General features: G+C 71.3%; 13 protein-coding genes. 6 read left to right on the top strand and 7 right to left on the bottom strand.

Annotated features, from left to right (window positions below):
- Nucleotides 1-43: 43 nt before the first annotated feature.
- The 3 genes from ABTZ59_RS25075 to ABTZ59_RS25065 form a co-directional block, all read right to left on the bottom strand.
- A complete protein-coding gene (locus ABTZ59_RS25075) occupies nt 44-1,888 on the bottom strand; it encodes an LCP family protein (RefSeq protein ID WP_351415629.1) in 1,845 nt (614 codons plus the stop codon).
- Nucleotides 1,889-2,110: 222 nt separating this feature from the next.
- A complete protein-coding gene (locus ABTZ59_RS25070; protein WP_351415622.1) occupies nt 2,111-3,409 on the bottom strand; it encodes an LCP family protein in 1,299 nt (432 codons plus the stop codon).
- A gap of 268 nt (nt 3,410-3,677) precedes the next feature.
- The gene (locus tag ABTZ59_RS25065) at nt 3,678-4,430 is read right to left on the bottom strand and encodes a TIGR03089 family protein (protein WP_351415615.1); all 753 of its coding nucleotides are present in this window, start codon (nt 4,428-4,430) and stop codon (nt 3,678-3,680) included.
- Between the two features lie 127 nt (nt 4,431-4,557).
- On the opposite strand from ABTZ59_RS25065, the gene ABTZ59_RS25060 reads away from it, so the two are divergent.
- The 3 genes from ABTZ59_RS25060 to ABTZ59_RS25050 all read left to right on the top strand — a co-directional run bounded on the left by ABTZ59_RS25060 (nt 4,558) and on the right by ABTZ59_RS25050 (nt 8,214).
- Nucleotides 4,558-5,847, top strand: a complete 1,290-nt coding sequence (locus ABTZ59_RS25060; RefSeq protein ID WP_351415608.1) for a peptidoglycan recognition protein family protein — start codon at nt 4,558-4,560, stop codon at nt 5,845-5,847.
- Between the two features lie 97 nt (nt 5,848-5,944).
- Nucleotides 5,945-7,027 (top strand): mannose-1-phosphate guanylyltransferase, encoded by a 1,083-nt coding sequence (gene manB / locus ABTZ59_RS25055; protein WP_351415603.1) that lies wholly within the window; start codon nt 5,945-5,947, stop codon nt 7,025-7,027.
- Between the two features lie 194 nt (nt 7,028-7,221).
- A complete protein-coding gene (locus tag ABTZ59_RS25050; RefSeq protein ID WP_503003588.1) occupies nt 7,222-8,214 on the top strand; it encodes a DNA-3-methyladenine glycosylase family protein in 993 nt (330 codons plus the stop codon).
- A gap of 65 nt (nt 8,215-8,279) precedes the next feature.
- On the opposite strand, the gene ABTZ59_RS25045 is transcribed toward ABTZ59_RS25050, so the two are convergent.
- The 3 genes from ABTZ59_RS25045 to ABTZ59_RS25035 all read right to left on the bottom strand — a co-directional run bounded on the left by ABTZ59_RS25045 (nt 8,280) and on the right by ABTZ59_RS25035 (nt 11,152).
- Nucleotides 8,280-9,572 carry a coenzyme F420-0:L-glutamate ligase gene (locus ABTZ59_RS25045; RefSeq protein ID WP_351415597.1) on the bottom strand — a complete coding sequence of 431 codons (1,293 nt, stop codon included), beginning with the start codon at nt 9,570-9,572 and terminating at the stop codon, nt 8,280-8,282.
- The gene (cofD, locus tag ABTZ59_RS25040; RefSeq protein ID WP_351415588.1) at nt 9,569-10,525 is read right to left on the bottom strand and encodes a 2-phospho-L-lactate transferase; all 957 of its coding nucleotides are present in this window, start codon (nt 10,523-10,525) and stop codon (nt 9,569-9,571) included. Before cofD ends, ABTZ59_RS25045 begins: the two co-directional genes overlap by 4 nt.
- Nucleotides 10,526-10,651: 126 nt before the next feature.
- Nucleotides 10,652-11,152, bottom strand: coding sequence for a cysteine dioxygenase (locus ABTZ59_RS25035; RefSeq protein WP_351415584.1), 501 nt, complete (start codon nt 11,150-11,152; stop codon nt 10,652-10,654).
- A gap of 735 nt (nt 11,153-11,887) precedes the next feature.
- On the opposite strand from ABTZ59_RS25035, the gene ABTZ59_RS25030 reads away from it, so the two are divergent.
- The 3 genes from ABTZ59_RS25030 to ABTZ59_RS25020 all read left to right on the top strand — a co-directional run bounded on the left by ABTZ59_RS25030 (nt 11,888) and on the right by ABTZ59_RS25020 (nt 17,898).
- On the top strand, nt 11,888-12,151 hold the full coding sequence (locus tag ABTZ59_RS25030; RefSeq protein ID WP_014046372.1) for a WhiB family transcriptional regulator: 264 nt from the start codon (nt 11,888-11,890) through the stop codon (nt 12,149-12,151).
- Nucleotides 12,152-12,391: 240 nt separating this feature from the next.
- Nucleotides 12,392-16,342, top strand: a complete 3,951-nt coding sequence (locus ABTZ59_RS25025; protein WP_351415576.1) for a glycosyltransferase — start codon at nt 12,392-12,394, stop codon at nt 16,340-16,342.
- A complete protein-coding gene (locus ABTZ59_RS25020; protein ID WP_351415571.1) occupies nt 16,339-17,898 on the top strand; it encodes a DUF5719 family protein in 1,560 nt (519 codons plus the stop codon). Before ABTZ59_RS25025 ends, ABTZ59_RS25020 begins: the two co-directional genes overlap by 4 nt.
- A 141-nt stretch (nt 17,899-18,039) precedes the next feature.
- Here the strand turns inward: ABTZ59_RS25020 and ABTZ59_RS25015 are convergent, their stop codons facing one another.
- Complete coding sequence (locus ABTZ59_RS25015; RefSeq protein WP_249952721.1) at nt 18,040-18,468, bottom strand: metallopeptidase family protein; 429 nt, start codon at nt 18,466-18,468, stop codon at nt 18,040-18,042.
- Nucleotides 18,469-18,609 lie beyond the last annotated feature (141 nt).

Genomic DNA, 18,609 nt, shown 5'->3' with positions numbered 1-18,609 from the left:
AGACTCCCTCTTCAGGCCGTCCGAATGGGCCGGCGCTCCGGTCTCACTTGGCGCAGACCTGCTTGTCCGCTTCCACTTTCTGCACACCTTCCGGCGCCTTCGCCGCTCCGGTGATGGGCACTCCCGCGCCCTTGAAGTCCTTGCCGAGGGTCAGCGTCATCGCCTCAAGCCCCACGGCGTCCTCGGTGCCCGGCTTCATGCCCGCTGCGGGCAGCCCCATCATCTCCGCGAGCGCCCGTGCCTGGTCGGCCTGGTTGGGGGCGTACTCCAGGGTCGTCTTGGCCACATCCGCGGGGGCGTTGCCCTTGTTGGTGGACTTCAGTACGCCCTCGGTGTTCTGGAGCCAGTTCAGGGTCTCCTGCGCGGAGCCCTGCGGACCACCGCCGTTGAACACATCGACCCGCACGTCGGACGCGTCGGCCTTGGTCCCCTTGAGGAGCGCTTCCTGCTTGCTCTTGGCGGCCTTCTCCGCCTCCTCCTCCTTCTGCTGCACCTCGGTGAGGGAGACATCGTTCTGCATCATCGAGAACAGCGGGTCGGCCTTGGCCTCATTGACGACCACGGTGGCCTTGACGACCTCCGCCGGGTTGTCGAGCACCGGCAGTGTCATGAAGGTGATGTTCTTCGGGTCGACCTTCGACAGCTCCATGGCCAGATCGCTCAGCTTCTGGATGCTGCCGATGCCGGTGTCGACGGTCAGCGCGTCGGTCGCGGCCTCCGCCAGCTTGAACAGCTTGCTGGGGCTGGTGAGCGTGTCGCCCGACTTCATCTTCCGGATCATCGAGCTGAGGAACTGCTGCTGGGTCTCGATCCGGGTCAGGTCGCTCTCGTTGCCGAAGGCGTGCCGGGTACGGACGAAGGCGAGCGCCTGCTCGCCCTCGATGGTGTGGGTGCCCTTGCTCAGCTTGAGGTGGGACTTCGGGTCGTCGACGTCCTTGGCCACACACACTTCCACACCGCCCACCGCGGTCGACATCGTCTTGACCGCGTTGAAGTCGGCCATCATGAAGTGGTCGACCGTGAGCCCGGTCAGCTCCTTGACCGTGAGCATCGTGCAGCCCGGGTCCCGCTCGTCCTGGCCGAGGCTGGTGTTGAAGCGCGCCTGCGAGGTGCCGGGGATGACCTTCTTGCCCTCGGACGTGTTGGTCTCGCAGTCGGGGATGTCGGTGATCAGGTCACGCGGGATGGAGAGCACCGTCGCGTTCGTACGGTCCTTGGAGACATGGAACAGCAGGGTCGTGTCGGCGTGGCCGACGCTCCCCGCGTCGCCGTACCCCTCGTTGCCCGCGCCGGTCCGCTTGTCCGTGCCGATCAGCAGGATGTTGACGGGCTGGTCCTTCTTGAAGCCGCCACTGCCCGCGCCCTGCACGTCGATCGTGTCGATGTTGCCGTTGAAGTGCTGGTAGACGAAGTACCCGCCGACGGTGAGGCCCACGAGGAGGAAGGCCATCACACCGCCGGTCCACACCAGCGCCTTCTTCTTGCGTGACTTCTGGGGTTTGCGCTTGCGGCGGCCGACGGCGGCGGCGGCGTTCGCGGCTTCGGTCTGGCCCTTTCCCGCGCGACGGCTGCGCTGGCCCGGAACGTTGGCGCGCGTCCCACCACGACCGCGCGCCCCGGAACGGGATTCCGTACGTGTCTCCGTACGCGAATCCGCGCGGGATTCCACGCGCGGTTCTTCTCGCGTCCGCGGTCCCTCGTCGGTGGAGGGACGCGCGGGCTCCTTTCGCGGGGCGCCCGCTCTTCTGGAGCCACGAGGCTGGGGGGCGGCGGGCGGCTGCCCTGTGGAGTGGTCCAGTCGCAGTTCGTAGTTACCGGTCTGCGGGTTGAGGACCCACTGGTCGGCGGGGTCGAAATCGTCCGCCTGCCCACGGCTATGCGCATCCACGGTTGCTTGAATCCTCCGTCGGTGCCACGCGAGGCGTCTTCCCCCGAAGACGCTCGGTCTTTCGATCCTGTAGTGCGCGACCTGGCGGCCGGATGCACCGGATCGCGTCACACTATCCGTCCCGTTCGACGTCGAGCGACGCCAGTGACAAATTCCTCATCCCTTACAAGCGGGCAATCTGCCCAATCTTCATGGACTGAAGAGCTGCCTTTGGGTCCGGCTTTACCCGCACATGCCCACCGCGGCGTTTGTCCCCTGGAAAGTGGGGGCCGGGGAAGGGCTCCCCGGTGCGGGGGAGCCGCTGTCGCTCTCGCTGCCGTTCCCCGAATTCTTCACGGAGTCGTCACTCTTCTCCTCGTTCTTCTCGTCCTGTGTGTCCGTCTCGTCCGGAGAGACCGAAACGGGGCTGTCCTCGCGCAGCTGCTCGAAGAGGGTCGTCGCGGCGGGCTGAACGAGTTCATCGCGATTCCGGTCCTGGGCGTACGGCTGTCGCGGCACGGTCAGGAATTGCACCTTTTCCATCGGTACGCTCCGCATGGAGCGTGCCAGTTCGTAAAGGTCGCTGAGAGAGTTCAGCCCCGGGTCGGTGGTGAGGGACTTCGTCGCGGCGTCCAGCACCGGATAGAGCCGGGCCGGATTGAGCAGCACCCCATTGCTCTGCACCTTCTTGAAGAGCGCCCCCAGGAATCGCTGCTGGCGATCCATGCGCTGGGTGTCACTGCCGTCGCCGATGCCATGGCGGGCGCGTACGAAGCCGAGGGCCTGCTCGCCGTCGAGGGTCTGCCGGCCCGCGGGCAGTTCGAGCAGCGCCTGGACGTCCTTGACCGGCTCGTCGAGGCAGACCTCGACCCCGTCCACCGCGTTCACCATCTCCGTGAAGCCGCTGAAGTCGACCACCATGTGGTGATCGACGCGGATGTCGGTGAGCTTCTCGACCGTACGGATCGTGCAGGCGGCGCCGCCGGCCTCGAACGCCCAGTTGAACTGCGCGAACTGGGCCTGGCTCCGGGTGCCGTCGGGCCTGGCGCAGCTGGGTATCTCCACCATCAGGTCGCGGGGCAGGGACATGGCCGTCGCGCTCTTCCGGTCCGCCGCGAGATGCAGCAGGATCGTGGTGTCGGAGCGTTGTGAACCGCCGTCGTCCCGCCCGTACTTGCCGTTTCCGTCGCCGGAGCGGCTGTCGGAGCCGATGAGCAGGATGTTCTGCGCGTCGAGGGCGACCGGGGTGGGGCGTTCCTTCTCGTACGTGTGCAACTCGGCGGCGGCGGAGGTGTCGGTGGTGATGTTCCCATCGAGCTTCCGGTAGAACCACCAGCCGGCCGCGGCGGTGGCCAGGATGGCGACGGAGGTGCCCAGCGCGACCCAACGCAGCCAGTGGTGCTTGGGGTTGGGGCCGGCGGGCGGGGCGGCGGCTTCGGTGTCCTCGCCCACGAGCCCGGGCGCTCCGGTCGACGGCTGTCTGCCGGACTCGGTGTCCGGTTCGGTCGCCGTGCCAGCACTGTCGGTCACGTCTGCGTCCATCCTTCAGGGCGTCGGCGGCGCACTGGGCCGCCGGTTGCAGGGGTAGACGGGCGAGCGCCGCGCTTGGTTGTGCCACGGGTCGCAGGTATCGCCGATCACGTAACCGAGGTTGGGCGACAACCCTGGAAACAGGGTCCGTTATGTAACGGATAATATGTTTTACGGAGGTTTTTTCTCAGCGGATTCTCAGATGGGAGGACCCCCACTCCCGTACGTCCTTCGGGGCGGGCGGGTTTGACCGGTGGCGGCCTTGCCCGCCCGCCGCGCGTCACATCGCCCGGTCGGTCACGCGTTCGCTCGTGACGCGCTGTTCGAGCGCCTGTGCAGACAGTTTCCCGGGATTGCGGCAGAGCACGACGGATCCGCCCGCCGCCAGCGGGGCGTACAGCCCGGCCGAGAGTCCGTCCCAACTGTCGTACGCCAGCCCCGACAGCAGCCGTGAGCCGGGCGTGAGACCGCGCTCCACGGCGTCCGCGCCCGCCCGCGCGACGAGTTGGGCCCCGGACAGCTCCGTACCATCGACGATCAGCGCGGATTCGTCCGGATCCACCGGCGCGAACGGCGCGAACCGGTCGCCCTGTCCCGGCACCTCGACCGCGTAATCCACGAAGCCCTCGGGCGGCCGCGGAAAACGGCCGCCCAGCGGACGCAGCGCGAGCGCCACCCGCTCGCCGTGGCACGCGCGCGCCGCGTCCAGCGTGTCGGGGCCGCTGACCACCAGATCCGCGCCGGCCGGATCACCACCGATCTCGACCGTCACACCGACCGAGGAGCAGGCGAGCAGCCACACCGCGCTCTGCCAGTGCGCGGGAAGCAGCAGCGCGAGCCGGTCGCCGGGCGCGGCGGCGAGATCGCCCTGAAGCAGATTCGCGGTCTTGGACACCCAATTGGCGAAGGTGGCCACGGACAATTCGACGCGCTCACCGGTGGCATCGTCGTAGAACGTGACCAAGGGGCGGGCCGGGTCTGTGGCGAGAGCGGATCGCAGCAGGTCGGCGGGGGTACGGTCGCTGGAGTTCACCCGGGAAAGGGTACGCCGGAGCGCCGGAGTGCCACCGCCGTACCGGTGACGGGGTACACCGGTTGGACCGACGGGCCGTCAGTTTTCCCGACCTGCGTGGTGGTCGGGTCGCGCCCAGGATCGGCACATGCGTGCCTCACTTGCAACCTCGATCGGCGTCGCGTGCACCGCCGCCCTGGTCCTCCCGCTGTCCCCGTCGGGCGCGAGCGCCGCCCCACAAGTCCCACAGGCCACACAGCACACGGGGACGCCCGCCGAACCGGGCTCCACCCAGTCGCTTCCCCTGAGCACGGTCGGCTCGAACCGGTCCATGGGCGCCGCGGAACAGGGCGTGACGCGACGCGACGTCAGTCCCTTCTCGCTGCTCGGAGTCGTCTGGGACGACGCCGACGCCGAACTCCACGGCACGGTCCAGGTCCGTACCCGCGCGACCGGTTCACACCTCTGGTCCGACTGGCAGGACCTGGAGACGCACAATCAGGAACACGGCGCGGACCCCGGTACGACGGAGCGGGACTCGGGACACACGCGCGGCTCCACCGCCCCGCTCTGGGTCGGTGGCTCGGACGGCGTGGAACTACGCGTACGGGCCGCCGAGGAGGACGGGAGCGGACCGACACACACGCCGCTGCCGCACGGGCTACGGCTCGAACTGATCGACCCGGGAGAGGACCCCCAGGACGACGGCCGGCCCCTGCCCGACACCGCCATCTCCCCCGAGGGCAGCGGCGATTGGCCCGCACCCGAGGACGCGCCCCCGACCCTGCCCAGGGCCGGGACACCGCCCGTGCTCCCCGACTCCGCGAGGTCGTACGCCGCACCGCGCCCGCGGATCATCCCGCGCAAGAGATGGGGCGCGGACGAGAGGCTCCGCGAGAAACAACTCGGCTACTCAAGGACCGTCAAGGTCGCCTTCGTCCACCACAGCGCCACGGGCAACAACTACAGCTGCAAGCAGGCGCCCTCCGTCCTGCGCGGTATCTACCGCTACCACGTCAAGAGCAGTGGCTGGCGCGACATCGGCTACAACTTCGCCATCGACAAGTGCGGAAACATCTACGAAGGCCGCGCCGGGGGAGTGACGAGGCCCGTACGGGGCGCCCACACACTCGGTTTCAACACCAACAGCGTGGGCATCGCCGTCCTCGGCACCTACGGCGGCACCAATCCGCGCGCCGCCGCGACAACCGCCGTCGCCAAGCTCTCCGCGTGGAAGCTCGGGCTGCACGGCATCCACGCACGGGGGAAGGTCACGCTGACATCCGGCGGCAGCGGAAAGTACGGCAAGGGCAGAAAGGTCAGGCTCAACGCCATCTCCGGGCACCGGGACGGATTCTCCACGGACTGCCCGGGAAACCGGCTCTACGGGAAGCTCAGCGCCGTACGCAAGTCGGCGGGCACATACCAGCGCCGCTGACGCGAGCGGTCGCGAACACTGGTCGGTTCTCTGTGCGCGTACGTGTATGCATGTACGGACGGAAGCGCCGACCCCAGCAGGAAGCGGAGACGACACGGTGACAGAAGCGATCCTCCTGGTCGGCGGCAAGGGCACCCGGCTACGGCCGCTCACCGCCCGCACCCCCAAGCCGATGGTGCCGGCGGCCGGTGTCCCCTTCCTCACACACCAGCTGGCACGGGCACGCGCGGCGGGCGTCGAACACATCGTCCTCGCCACGTCCTATCTCGCCGAGGTCTTCGAGCCCTACTTCGGCGACGGCTCCTCCCTCGGTCTGAGCCTGGAGTACGTGACCGAGCGGGAACCCCTCGGTACGGGAGGCGCCATCCGGAACGTCGCCTCCCGGCTGGACTCCGGGCCCGACGACCCGGTGCTGATCTTCAACGGCGACATCCTGACGGGCCTCGACATCAGGGCGCTCGTGCGGACCCACGCGTCGTCCGGCGCGGAGGTCTCCCTCCACCTGACACGCGTCGAGGACCCGCGCGCCTACGGTCTGGTCCCCACCGACGCCAACGGGCGGGTGACGGCCTTCCTGGAGAAGCCGCAGACACCCGAGGAGATCGTCACCGACCAGATCAACGCGGGCGCCTACGTGTTCCGGCGCTCGGCGATCGACTCCATCCCGGAGGGCCGGCCGGTCTCGGTGGAACGGGAGACCTTCCCCGGCCTGCTGGCCGCCGGCGCGCATCTCCAGGGCATGGTCGACTCCACGTACTGGCTCGATCTGGGCACCCCCCAGGCCTTCGTACGCGGCTCGGCGGACCTCGTCCTCGGCCGCGCCCCGTCCCCGGCGGTCCCGGGCCGGTGCGGCGAACGCCTGATCCTGCCCACGGCCACGGTCGCCCCCGACGCGAAGCTCACCGGCGGCACGGTGATCGGCCCGGCGGCCCTGATCGGCGACGGCGCGCGCGTCGCGGGCAGCGCGATCCTGGACGGCGCGATCGTGGAACCGGGCGCGGTCATCACGAACTCGCTGATAGGCACGGGGGCGCGGGTGGGGGCGCGGGCGGTGCTGTCGGACGTGGTGGTGGGGGACGGGGCGGTGGTGGGTGCGGACAACGAACTGAGGCAGGGGGTACGGGTGTGGTGCGACGCGGTGCTGCCGGCGGGGGCGGTGCGGTTCTCCTCCGACGCATAGGGGTGCTGCGCCCCCCGGCGGGGTGCGTGGTGCGGTGCGCCTCCGGCGGCGTGCGGGTGCGTGGTCGGGTGCGGGGTGCGGTGTGGCTCCCGCTGACCACCGGCAGCCGCCGAAACGCACAACGACCCCCCGCCCCCGCCAACGAGCGCAGCGCCTAGCCTCGGGGGTGACCCCGACCTCCGAGGACCGCAACCGTGGCTGGACGCTTCGCACAACGACCCGTACCCGCGCCCCGCCGCGCGCCCGCGCCCCGCACCGGGCAGGGCCCCGGGCTGCGGCGCCAGTGGACGCCCCCCGACCCCTACGACCTCGGGCTCGTGCTCGGGCCGCTCAGGCGCGGGCCCGCCGATCCGACCTTTCGCGCCTACCCGGACGGTTCCGTGTGGCGGGCCTCCCGGACGCCCGCCGGGCCCGGCACGCTGCGGGTCGTGCGGCGCGGTGGCGTCGTGGAGGCCGAGGCGTGGGGCGAGGGCGCCGCGTGGATGCTGGAGCAGTTTCCGGAACTGCTCGGCGCGGGCGACGACCCGGACGCGTTCGTCCCCCGGCACCGCCTCGTCGTCGAGGCCCAGCGGCGCCGGCCGGGACTGCGGCTCTGCCGCACCGGGCTGGTGCTGGAGTCGCTGATCCCGTCCGTGCTGGAGCAGAAGGTCACCACCGTCGAGGCGTACCGCGCCTGGCGGATCCTGGTGCGCGGGCACGGCGAGCCCGCCCCTGGCCCGACCCCGGGACTCGCGCACGAGCGGCTGTACGTCATGCCCGACGCCCGGACCTGGGCGATGATCCCGTCCTGGGAGTGGCACAAGGCCGGTGTCGACGCCAAGCGCTCCTCGACGATCCTGCGCGCCGTCCGGGTCGCGCGCCGGATGGAGGAGGCCGCGGCGATGGAACCGGAGCGCGCCGCCGCCCGGCTGGAGCTGATCCCCGGGATCGGCCCGTGGACCGCCGCCGAGGTCGTGCAGCGCTCCAACGGCGCCCCCGACGCCGTCACCGTCGGCGATCTGCATCTCCCCGGCATCATCGGCCACGCGCTCGCGGACGACCGGGACGCCGACGACGCGGCGATGCTCGAACTCCTCGCCCCGTACGCCGGTCAGCGGCACCGCGCGACCCGGCTGATCCTGCTCAGCGGCCGGACCCCGGCCCGCAGGGCGCCCCGGATGGAGGTCCGGAACATCGCCCGGCTGTGAGTACCGAGCGGTGAGAACCCGGCTGTGAGCACCGGGCGCCGAGAACCGGGCGGTGAGAAGACCGGCTACCGCACCGTGAGGAAGGACTCCGGCGACCGCGCCGGGCGTTCCCTCGGCGGAGCCGCCGCGTGGCCCACCGCCACCGCGCCCATCGGGTCCCAGTCCGCGGGCAGGTCCAGCACGTCCCGTACGACATCCCGGCAGAACATCGTCGAGGAGACCCACGCGGAACCGAGCCGCTCACCGGCCAGCGCCACCAGGAAGTTCTGCACGCCCGCGCCCATGGCGACCACGAACATCTCGCGCTCCGCGCCGTCGCGCCGGGCGTCGCCGTAGGTGTGCGAGCCGTCGGTGACCAGGCACGGCACCACCAGATACGGCGCCTTGCGCAGGAGGTCGCCGCGGCGGACCCGGTTGGCGATGGACTCCTCCGACTTGCCGTCACGGCGCAGGTCCGCGACCCAGGCGTCACGCATGGCGTCGAGGAGGCGCAGCCGCGATCCGGGTGACTCCAGGAGGACGAACCGCCACGGTGTCGTGTGATGCGGCGCCGGGGCGGTGACGGCGGCCGTGATCGCGCGCCGTACCGCTCCCGGGTCGACCGGCTCGTCCGTGAACTCCCGGACCGTACGGCGCTGGGTGACCGCTTCGCGCACCGCCTCGGACGTGCCGAGCCGGAACATGTCGTCCGCGGCGACCCGCACCATCGCCCGCGCGTCCGTGTCCGTGTCGCCCACGAGGTGGCCCAGGCCGCTCACGACGGCGACCGGCAGCCCCTCGGCCTTGCCCTTCACCAGATCACCGGCGGCGGCCAGTTCGTCGGCGAGGGCGATGACGGTCGCGTTCAGCGGATTGCCCTGGACGTCGGTCCCGCCGCGCAGATCCTCCAGGACGCGCACGCCGGCGGCCCCGATCGCCACATCGGTGAGGCCGTTGCGCCAGGGCCGTCCGAAGGTGTCGGTGACGATCACCCCGACGTCCACGCCGAGCGCGTCCCGCAGCCCCTCCCGTATCGCCCGGGCGGAGGCGTCGGAGTCCTCGGGCAGCAACAGCACTGTTCCGGCGGCGGTGTTGGAGGCGTCGACGCCGGCCGCCGCCATGACCAGACCCTGCTTGTTCTCGACAATGCGGAGGGGTCCGCGCCGTGCGACGACCCGTACGGTCTCCGCCTCGATGGCCGCCTCACGATCATTGGCCGCGAGTATCCGGCCCTCCGCCTTGGAGACGATCTTGGAGGTGACCAGCAGGACATCGCCGTCGACGAGCCCGGGACCGGCGGCCACGATCAGCTTGGCGAGATCGTCGCCGGGCCGGACCTCGGGAAGTCCGGGCAGGGCGCGGACGCGGTACGACGTCATGCCCGTACCTCCTCGGCCAGCGCCAGCGCCTCACGGGCCATCGCGGCGGTCGCGGCCGGGTCCGTCATCATCAGGGGGACGGCGCGGCTGCGGATCCCCGCGCTCTCGATCCCGGCCACGGCCGCGGCGTCCACGGTGTCGACCAGCCAGCCGTCGAGCAGCCCCGAGCCGTAGTGCAGGGCGACGGCCTGGGCCGTCGACTCGACGCCGATCGCGGCGAGCACCTTGTTGGCCATGCCGCGCACCGGCGCGTTCCCGACGATGGGGGAGAGGCCGACGACCGGGACACCCGCCTCGGCGATGGCCTCCCGGATACCGGGCACGGCCAGGATCGTGCCGATGCTGACCACGGGGTTGGACGGCGGGAAGAGGATGACGTCGGCCGCGGCGATCGCCTCCAGCACCCCCGGCGCGGGCTTGGCCTGGTCGGCGCCGACCGGGACGACCGCCTGGGCCTCCACGGACGCCCGCATCTTCACCCAGTACTCCTGGAAGTGGACGGCCTTGCGCTCGCCGTCCACATCGACGGCGACATGCGTCTCGACGCGGTCGTCGGACATCGGCAGCAGCCGTACGCCGGGCTTCCAGCGGGCACAGAGCGCCTCGGTGACGGCGCTCAGCGGATAGCCCGCGCCGAGCATCTGCGTGCGGACGATATGGGTGGCGAAGTCGCGGTCGCCGAGGCCGAACCACTCGGGCCCCACGCCGTACGCCGCCAGCTCGGTCTTGACCTGGAACGTCTCGTCCGTACGCCCCCAGCCCTGTTCTTCATCGATGCCACCGCCGAGGGTGTACATCACCGTGTCGAGGTCGGGGCAGACCTTCAGCCCGAACAGATGGATGTCGTCACCGGTGTTGCCGATCACCGTGACGTCCGCGTCCGGCGCGGCCTGCTTGAGGCCGCGGAGAAAGCGGGCGCCGCCGATACCGCCGGCCAGAACCACAATGCGCATAGAGACAGTGTGTCAGCCGAAGGCTGATCGTTGGGGGGTGGTGGTCGGGCGACGGGAGGGCCAGTGTGTCAGCCGAAGGCTGATCGTTGGGGGGCGGTGGTCGGGCGACGGGAGGGCTCCGGGTGGTCAGGCGGGGACGACATCCTGCGCCGCCGGGGCGCAGCGCGCGGAGTGCATGGGCATCTCGGTCAGACCCGGGTAGTAGATGTGCAGACTCACGGCCGGTTCGATCGCGTCATTGACCACCTCATGGACATAGCCCGGCGCGAAAACCCGCTGCGCGCCCGGCGCGAGAGTGCGGCTCCCACTCTCCGAACGCTCCGTCAGCTCGCCCGCGAGCACGGTCAGTACCCCCGAGGACCGGCCGTGGTCGTGTGATCCGCTGCTCTGGCCGGGCACCCAGGAGAGCAGCCACACCTCATAACCGGGTCCCGTGCGCAGCCGGTGATACCAGCGGCTGGTGGCGTCGTACTGGACGAGCGGGGCCCACTGCGCGCGGTCGGCGGCGAGGGCGCGCGCGAGGCCCGCGAACTCGGCCACTGTCGCCGGGTGCTCCCGGGCGGGCTGGAGAAGGTGCGGGACCTCAAGGAGGTCGCCGGCGATCTGGAGGTCGCTGTCGCTGTTCATGGGGCGGTGGTTCCTCGGCGGAAGGAGCAGGAAGAAAGGAAGGAGCAGGAAGAAAAGGGGGGCCCGCGGCGGGGACGCGACGGGTGCGCGGAATCGCACGGGCGACGCGCGGAAAGACGCGTGGGAGATCACACGAGGGTGATCAGCGGGAGTGGAGCGGACGGCCGGAGCCCGGAGGCGTCAACAGCAGGCGGAGCTGGAACAGCGACAGCGGGCCCGGAGAGCGCTGCGGTGTCCACGGAGGTGGGTCGCGGTGGGCGCGGGGTTCGCTGACATGGAACCAAAGGTTGCGAATCCGGTGACGGATGTCAACTCAATGGGCGATTTGGCCGCAATGTTTCACCTCATCCGGTTGATCCAGTCGCGGAGTGGTTTGCATGGCAGTGGACGCGGACACATCGGGCAGCGACTGTGCTCGTAAACACCTTCACGCCCCTCGTGATCAGACTGTGATCCGGATCGCTTCCGGGGGGTGATCCGCAACAAGGTTGCGGTTTTCGGCGTCTCTCTTGTCGAGAAGGGGGTGGATGCGAACAGGCCAGTGGCATGTGTCAGGTTTTTGGTGATTTGAACACTTTCCGCATAGCCTTGGTTCCGCAGAGTGAATACCGGGCCCAATAGCAGATCTCGGCTTGACCTGGCCGGAGCCACGCACTTGTAATTTCACTCGTGTCGTTCGGCCGAAATCGATAGCGGCCACATCACGGGGACGCAAAAGACAGACGAGGGGCGCACATGACCGAGCTGTTCCAGCAACTGCTGGTCGAGGACGCGGACGAGGAACTCGGCTGGCAGGAGCGCGCCTTGTGCGCCCAGACAGATCCCGAGTCCTTCTTCCCCGAGAAGGGCGGTTCCACGCGTGAGGCCAAGAAGGTCTGTCTCGCCTGTGAGGTCCGATCCGAATGCCTTGAGTATGCCCTCGCCAATGACGAGCGATTCGGTATCTGGGGCGGCTTGTCGGAACGTGAACGGCGCCGACTGAAGAAGGCCGCGATCTGACCGCCGCCTTGCCGGTCCCCTCGCGGTGGCCGGGGCCGAAGACCGGCCGGTCGACCGGAACGACCAGCACCACTCCCCATGTATGGCACGGTCCGCAGTCTGCACCTCCCCGCAGACGGCGGACCGTTGTGTTTCCCGCCCGTCCGCCGCCCCTCCCCCCTACCGTTAGTGTGGGGCCCCGTCCGAGACGCTCCCACGCCCCTTCGGGGCGACCCCCCGGCCGGAGGGCCCGCTACCTCAATGTCCCCCACCACCGCCGCGTTCGTTTCCGCCACCGCCAGCGCCCCCGAGTTCCCGCGGCACGTCGTGACCGCGGTGCTCGTCGCCCACGACGGTGCGCGCTGGCTGCCCGACGCCCTCGCCGGGCTGCTGGGCCAGGAACGACCCGTACAGAACGTCATGGCAGCCGACACCGGCAGCGCCGACGACTCCGCCCGGCTGCTCACCGAAGCGCTCGGCCCGGAGCGCGTCCTGCATCTCGCGCGCCGGTCCGGCTTCGGTACGGCCGTGGAGGAGGCGGTACGCACCGCCGGGGTGCTCACGCCCGACGATCTGCCCTATCTCAAGCGGCCCAGCGGCTGGGATCCGGTGACCCGGAGCTGGCGCGACGACACGTACGACATGCCCGAACTGCCGCACGGCGAACCGGTGCAGTGGCTCTGGCTCCTCCACGACGACTGCGCACCCGCCCCCGACGCACTCGCCGAACTGCTGCGCGTCGCCGACTCCGACCAGTACGCGGCGGTCGTCGGGCCCAAACTCCGCGGCTGGTACGACCGCAAGCAACTCCTCGAAGTCGGCGTCTCCATCGCCAACAGCGGACGCCGCTGGACCGGACTCGACCGGCGCGAACAGGACCAGGGCCAGCACGACCAGGTCCGTACCGTCCTGTCCGTCTCCAGCGCCGGCATGCTCATCCGGCGCGACGTCTGGGACGAACTCGGCGGCTTCGACCGCCGGCTCCCCCTGATGCGTGACGACGTGGACCTGTGCTGGCGCGCGCACGCCGCAGGACACCGGGTGCTCGTCGCCCCCGACGCCGTCCTGCGGCACGCCGAGGCCGCCGCACGGGAGCGCCGTACGGTCGACTGCGCGGGCCGCTCCGTCGTCAACCCGCACCGCGTCGACAAGGCCGGCGCCGTCTACACCATGCTCGTCAACGCGCGGGCCACCGTCCTGCCCTACGTACTGCTCCGTCTTGTCGTCGGCACGCTGCTGCGCACCCTCGCCTATCTCGTGGGCAAGGTGCCGGGCCAGGCCGTCGACGAGGTGATGGGGCTCTTCGGCACCCTGCTGCGGCCCGGCCGGATCATCAGCGCGCGGCGGCAGCGCGGCAAGGGCGTCGTCGAAGCGGCCGAGCTGCGCCCGCTCTTCCCGCCGCCCGGCGCCACGGTCCGGGCCACCGTCGAACAGATCGCCGGCAGCCTCGGCGGCGACTCGGACGCCGACGCGGGCGGCTCACGGCACGGCGCCGTCGAGTCGGGGCCGGGCGGTGACGAAGCCGACTTCATGGAGATCGAGCAGTTCGCCCGGCTGAAGAAGCTCGCGCACAAGCCCGGCCCCGTCCTCTTCGGAATCCTGCTGCTCGTCTCGCTCGTCGCCTGCCGCGGACTCTTCGGCGGCGGCGCGCTCGCGGGCGGGGCGCTGCTGCCCGCGCCCGCCGATGTCGGCGAGCTCTGGTCGCGCTACGCCGACGGCTGGCATCCCGTCGGTACGGGCGTCACCGAGACCGCGCCCCCCTATCTCGCCGTACTCGCCGCGCTCTCCGCGCTGTTCCTCGGTTCCACCGGCTTCGCGCTGACCCTCCTGCTGGTCTGCTCGGTCCCGCTGGCCGGAGTCACCGCCTACTTCGCCTCACGGCCACTGGTCGAATCCCGGCTGCTGCGCGCCTGGGCGAGCATCGCGTACGCCTTCCTGCCCGCCGCGACCGGCGCGCTGGCCACCGGACGGCTCGGTACGGCCGTACTCGCCATCCTGCTGCCGCTGATCGCCCGGTCCGCCGTCGCCGCCTACGGGATGCGCGGCGGGGCGGGCGGCGTCGCGAGCGGGGAGAGCCGCGGCAGCTGGCGGGCCACCTGGGCGTATGCCTTCCTGCTGACGTTCGCGATGGCCTTCACCCCGGTCGTATGGCCGGTGGCGCTGCTGCTCGGCCTCGGTGTCCTGGCGCTGCGCCGCGACGACCTCGCCGCGTACGGGCCGCGGGTGCTCGGCGGGCTCGGCACACCGCTGCTGCTGCTCGCGCCCTGGTCGCTCTCGCTGCTCACCTCGCCGTCCGCCTTCTTCCAGGAGGCGGGGCTTGAGTTCGGTACGGGCACGGCCTCCGCGCTCGATCTGCTCGGCATCAGCCCCGGCGGTCCCAAGGCCGCCGGCGGCGTCCTGCTGATGGGGATCGTGTTCGCCGCGCTGGCGGCGCTGCTGCGCGGTGAGCGGCAGTTCGCGATCCGCACGGCCTGGGCCGTCGCGATCCTCGCGCTGGTCTTCGCCGTACTCACCAACAACTCCGGCTGGGCCGGACCCGCCACGCTGCTCTACGGACTCGCGCTGATCGCGGCGGCGGTGCTCGGCGCGGACGGCGCACGGGAACGTGTCGCCGCGGAGAGCTTCGGCTGGCGCCAGCCCGTCGCCGTACTCATCGCCGTCGCGGCGGGCCTCGCCCCGCTGCTCGCCGCGTTCGGCTGGATGATCAGCGGCGCGTCAGGACCGCTGGAGCGCCGCGACCCTGTGCAGGTCCCCGCGTTCGTCGCGGAGGAGAGCATCACCCGCGACCAGCCGCGCACGCTCGTTCTCGGCGGTACGTCGGCGGCCGAGGTCTCGTACTCGCTGGTGCGCGGCTCGGGCGGGCGGCTCGGTGACGCCGAGCTGACCGCGGCGGGCGGCGGCGATCCGCGGCTCGACAAGGTCGTCGCCAATCTGGTCGCGGGCTCCGGCGCCGACCAGACCGACCAGCTCAGTGGCTTCGCGATCCGCTACGTACTCGTACGGGACGGTGTGCCGCGGCAGACCAGCCGGGTGCTGGACGCCACCCCGGGGCTGACCCGGCTGAGCCAGCTGGACGGCAGCGCGCTGTGGCGCGTCGACCGGCAGATCTCGCGGGCCACGATCGTCGACGGCAAGGGCGAGGGCGAGCCGCTGGCCGTGGCGTCCGAGCCGGTCGAGGCACACACGAAGATCCCGGCCGGTGCTTCCGGCCGGGTGCTGCGCATCGCCGACCGGGCCGCCGACGGCTGGCAGGCCACGCTCGACGGCAAGGTGCTGACGAAGAAGACCGTCGACGACTGGGCCCAGGGCTTCGAACTGCCCGCCGAGGGCGGCCGTCTCGACCTCACCTACGAGGACCCGATCACGCACACCGCGTGGATCTGGGCGCAGGGCGCGCTCGCCGTCGTCCTGCTGGTGCTCGCCCTGCCGGGGCGCCGCCGGGAGATCGACGACGATCTGCCCGACGAGGACATCGACATCCCGGCACAGGCGTTGGCGGGCGACGGCCGGCGCGCGCGCAGGCTGCGCGCGGCGGCGGAGGGCGAGGCGGAGGGACCGGGCCCGGAGTCCGATCCGGGCGCCGGGGCACCTGGGAAGGGTGAGGCGGGGGAGCACGCGACCGCGCGGCAGCCGGCCGTTCCGCCGGCGCCCTCCGGACCCGGGGCGCCCGTCGAGGAGCAGTACGGCGGCGGGCAGGGTCACGTCGGTCAGGGCCAAGTCGACCAGGGTGAGCGGCAGTCGGCCTACGGGACGGTGCCGGAGCAGGCCGCGTACGGCGACTGGGACGCCGGCACCTACTCGGGCGCGGGGTACGCGCAGGCCCAGTACCCGAACGAGCGGCAGTACGGCGAACAGTACGGCGAAGGCCAGTACCAGCAGCCGTATCAGCAGTACCCGGCGGACCCGTACCAGGAGGGCCAGTACCCCGCGGGCCAGTATCAGGAGGGGCAGTACCAGGGCGGGCAGTACCCCGCCGGTCAGTTCCAGGGGGAAGGCCAGTTCCAAGGCGAAAGGCAGTTCCAGGGGGAAGGCCAGTTCCAAGGGGAGGGGCAGTACGACCCGTCGCAGTACGACCCGTACGGCTACGGGCAGCAGCCCCAGCAGCCCCAGCAGTCCCCCGGGCCTCAGCAGCCCCCCGGGGCCCAGCGGCCCTACGCCGACGGCACGGAGAACGAACAGCGCCAGCGCCCCGACGGGAGCAGTAACCAGTGAACCGTACGACCCTCTCCCTGATCGCGGCCGCCACCGCTCTCGCCGCCGTCACCGGCTTCGCCGCCCTGACCGCGCCCGACGCGGGTGGCGCGGCCGCCGACGGGACCCCGGCCCGGCTGCCCGTGGAGCGCACCAGCCAGCTCTGTCCGGCGCCGAGCGTCTCGGACGTCGCGGAGACGACGTACACCTCCATCACACCGGCGGGCACGGCGGACAGTGGTTCGGCCGGCTCGGCCGAACTGGCGGAGTCCGTCGTCACCTTGGTCGACGGCGCCGACACGGGTGCCTCCGACGACAAGGCGAAGGACGGGACGGACGCGGAGGGCGCGACGAAGGATCCGGCGAAGGACAAGCCCTTCATCAGCCTGAAGGAGCCCGGCAAACCCGTGTCCGTGGAGGCGAGCGGCGCGGAGGCACCCGCTCTCGTCGGCATGGCCACCGGCCGGTTCGCGCCCGGCTGGACCACCCAGCAGACCACCACGGTCGGCGTCGGCGACGCGCGCGGAGTGCTCGGCCTGAGCTGCACGGCCCCGGACACGGACTTCTGGTTCCCCGGCGCGAGCACGGAGAGGTCGCGCCAGGACTACGTCCATCTCACCAACCCCGACGACACCGCGGCCGTCGCCGACATCGAGCTGTACGGGAAGGACGGCGCGGTCAAGTCGGAGGTGGGCGAGGGTATTCCGGTGCCCGCCAGGTCCAGTGTGCCGGTGCTGCTCTCCACCCTGACCACCGCGGCCGAGACCGATGTGACCGTCCATGTCACCACCCGCTCCGGCCGGGTGGGCGCGGCGGTGCGCGTCGCGGACTCCGCGGGGGGCACCGACTGGCTGGCCGCCGCCGCGGATCCGGCGGCCCGACTGGTGCTGCCCGGAATCCCGGCGGACGCCACGGATGTACGGCTCGTGGCGTTCGCGACGGGCTCCGACGACGCCGATCTGAAGGTGCAACTGGCGGGCGCCGAGAGCACGATCACCCCGGCGGGCAACGAGAGCCTGCACATCAAGTCGCAGATGACGGCGAGCCTCGAACTGGCGGACATCACCAAGGGCCAGGCAGGTTCGCTGATCCTCTCCCCGGCGGAGGGCGGGCGCCCGGCCCCGGTGGTCGCGGCGCTGCGTGTGGTGCGCGGAAAGGGCGAGAAGCGGGAGATCGCGTTCATCCCGGCGACCGCGGCGATCGCGTCGCGGTCGACCGTCGCCGACAACCGGGACAAGGGCTCGACGCTTTCGCTGACCGCGCCTGGCGCGACCGCGAAGGTCAAGGTCACGGCCTCGGCGGGCACCGAGGGCGGCGAGCCGGCGGAGAAGACGTACACGGTCAAGGGCGGTACGACCCTGGCGGTCACGCCGCCGGTGCCCGGCGGGCTGAAGGGTTCGTACGCGCTGACGGTCGAGCCGGAGCCGGGGGGCGGTCCGGTCCACGCCGCGCGCACGCTGGCGCTGCCTGAGGACGATGTCCCGATGTTCACGGTCCAGACGCTGCCGGACGACCGGGGGACCGTCTCCGTACCGAAGGCCAGGGAGGACCTGTCGATCCTGGACGACGGCAGCTAGAGAGTCTTCTCGGAGCGGCGTGGTGCGGAGCGGCGTGGTCCGCCCGGTGTGCGGTCTGGTGGGCGGGCTCGGTGGTGCGCTCCGAGGGGCGGGCCCGGTGGTGTGGTCCGAGGGCAGGCCCGGCGGTGTCCGGGCCCGCCCTCACTCCTGTCCGTACCGGGGATCGACGGACTCGGGCGCCAGCCCCAGCAGTTCCGCGACCTGCTCGACCACGACCTCGTGCACCAGCAGCGCGCGGTCGTCGCGGTTCTTGGTACGGATCTCCACGGGCCGCCGGTAGATCAGGATCCGCGCCGGGTGGTCCTTCCCGGCCGGGACCGAGCTGCCGAGCGGCACGGTGTCGTCCTGCGGGGTCGGCACCTCCATGACCAGGAAATCCACCTCGGCCAGCTGGGGCCAGCGCCGCTCCAGCCGGTCCACCGAGTCCCGCACGAGATCGCGGAAGGACTCGGAGCGGCTGGTCGAGAGCGGCACCTGGGGCGGGGCGACGGGCCCACGCATACCGCGGCCGTGACGGTCGCGGCGGCGCGGCCGTGGCTCGGTCGGGCGGGGCGGTACAGGACTGTCCATCACTGACGCAGGGTAGCCCTCCCCGCGCCGCCGATATCGCGGCTGCCGCCCGCCTCGTACGGCATGTCGCATATTGAGCATTCCGGCCAAGCTTGCGCTCGATTCCAGGCGTCCCCGCGATCAGTGCCCTCGCCGTCATTG

This window comes from Streptomyces sp. NPDC094034 (assembly GCF_040303865.1).
In the GTDB taxonomy this organism is placed as follows: Bacteria; Actinomycetota; Actinomycetes; order Streptomycetales; family Streptomycetaceae; genus Streptomyces.
This window is presented reverse-complemented; position numbering and strand designations above follow the sequence as displayed.

Excerpts from the sequence above, each read along its gene's own strand:
- ABTZ59_RS25045 (WP_351415597.1), bottom strand. The coding sequence starts at position 9,572 with ATGACGTCGTACCGCGTCCGCGCCCTGCCCGGACTTCCCGAGGTCCGG.
- ABTZ59_RS25060 (WP_351415608.1), top strand. The coding sequence starts at position 4,558 with ATGCGTGCCTCACTTGCAACCTCGATCGGCGTCGCGTGCACCGCCGCC.
- ABTZ59_RS25025 (WP_351415576.1), top strand. The coding sequence starts at position 12,392 with ATGTCCCCCACCACCGCCGCGTTCGTTTCCGCCACCGCCAGCGCCCCC.
- cofD (WP_351415588.1), bottom strand. The coding sequence starts at position 10,525 with ATGCGCATTGTGGTTCTGGCCGGCGGTATCGGCGGCGCCCGCTTTCTC.
- ABTZ59_RS25030 (WP_014046372.1), top strand. The coding sequence starts at position 11,888 with ATGACCGAGCTGTTCCAGCAACTGCTGGTCGAGGACGCGGACGAGGAA.
- ABTZ59_RS25035 (WP_351415584.1), bottom strand. The coding sequence starts at position 11,152 with ATGAACAGCGACAGCGACCTCCAGATCGCCGGCGACCTCCTTGAGGTC.
- ABTZ59_RS25015 (WP_249952721.1), bottom strand. The coding sequence starts at position 18,468 with ATGGACAGTCCTGTACCGCCCCGCCCGACCGAGCCACGGCCGCGCCGC.
- ABTZ59_RS25070 (WP_351415622.1), bottom strand. The coding sequence starts at position 3,409 with ATGGACGCAGACGTGACCGACAGTGCTGGCACGGCGACCGAACCGGAC.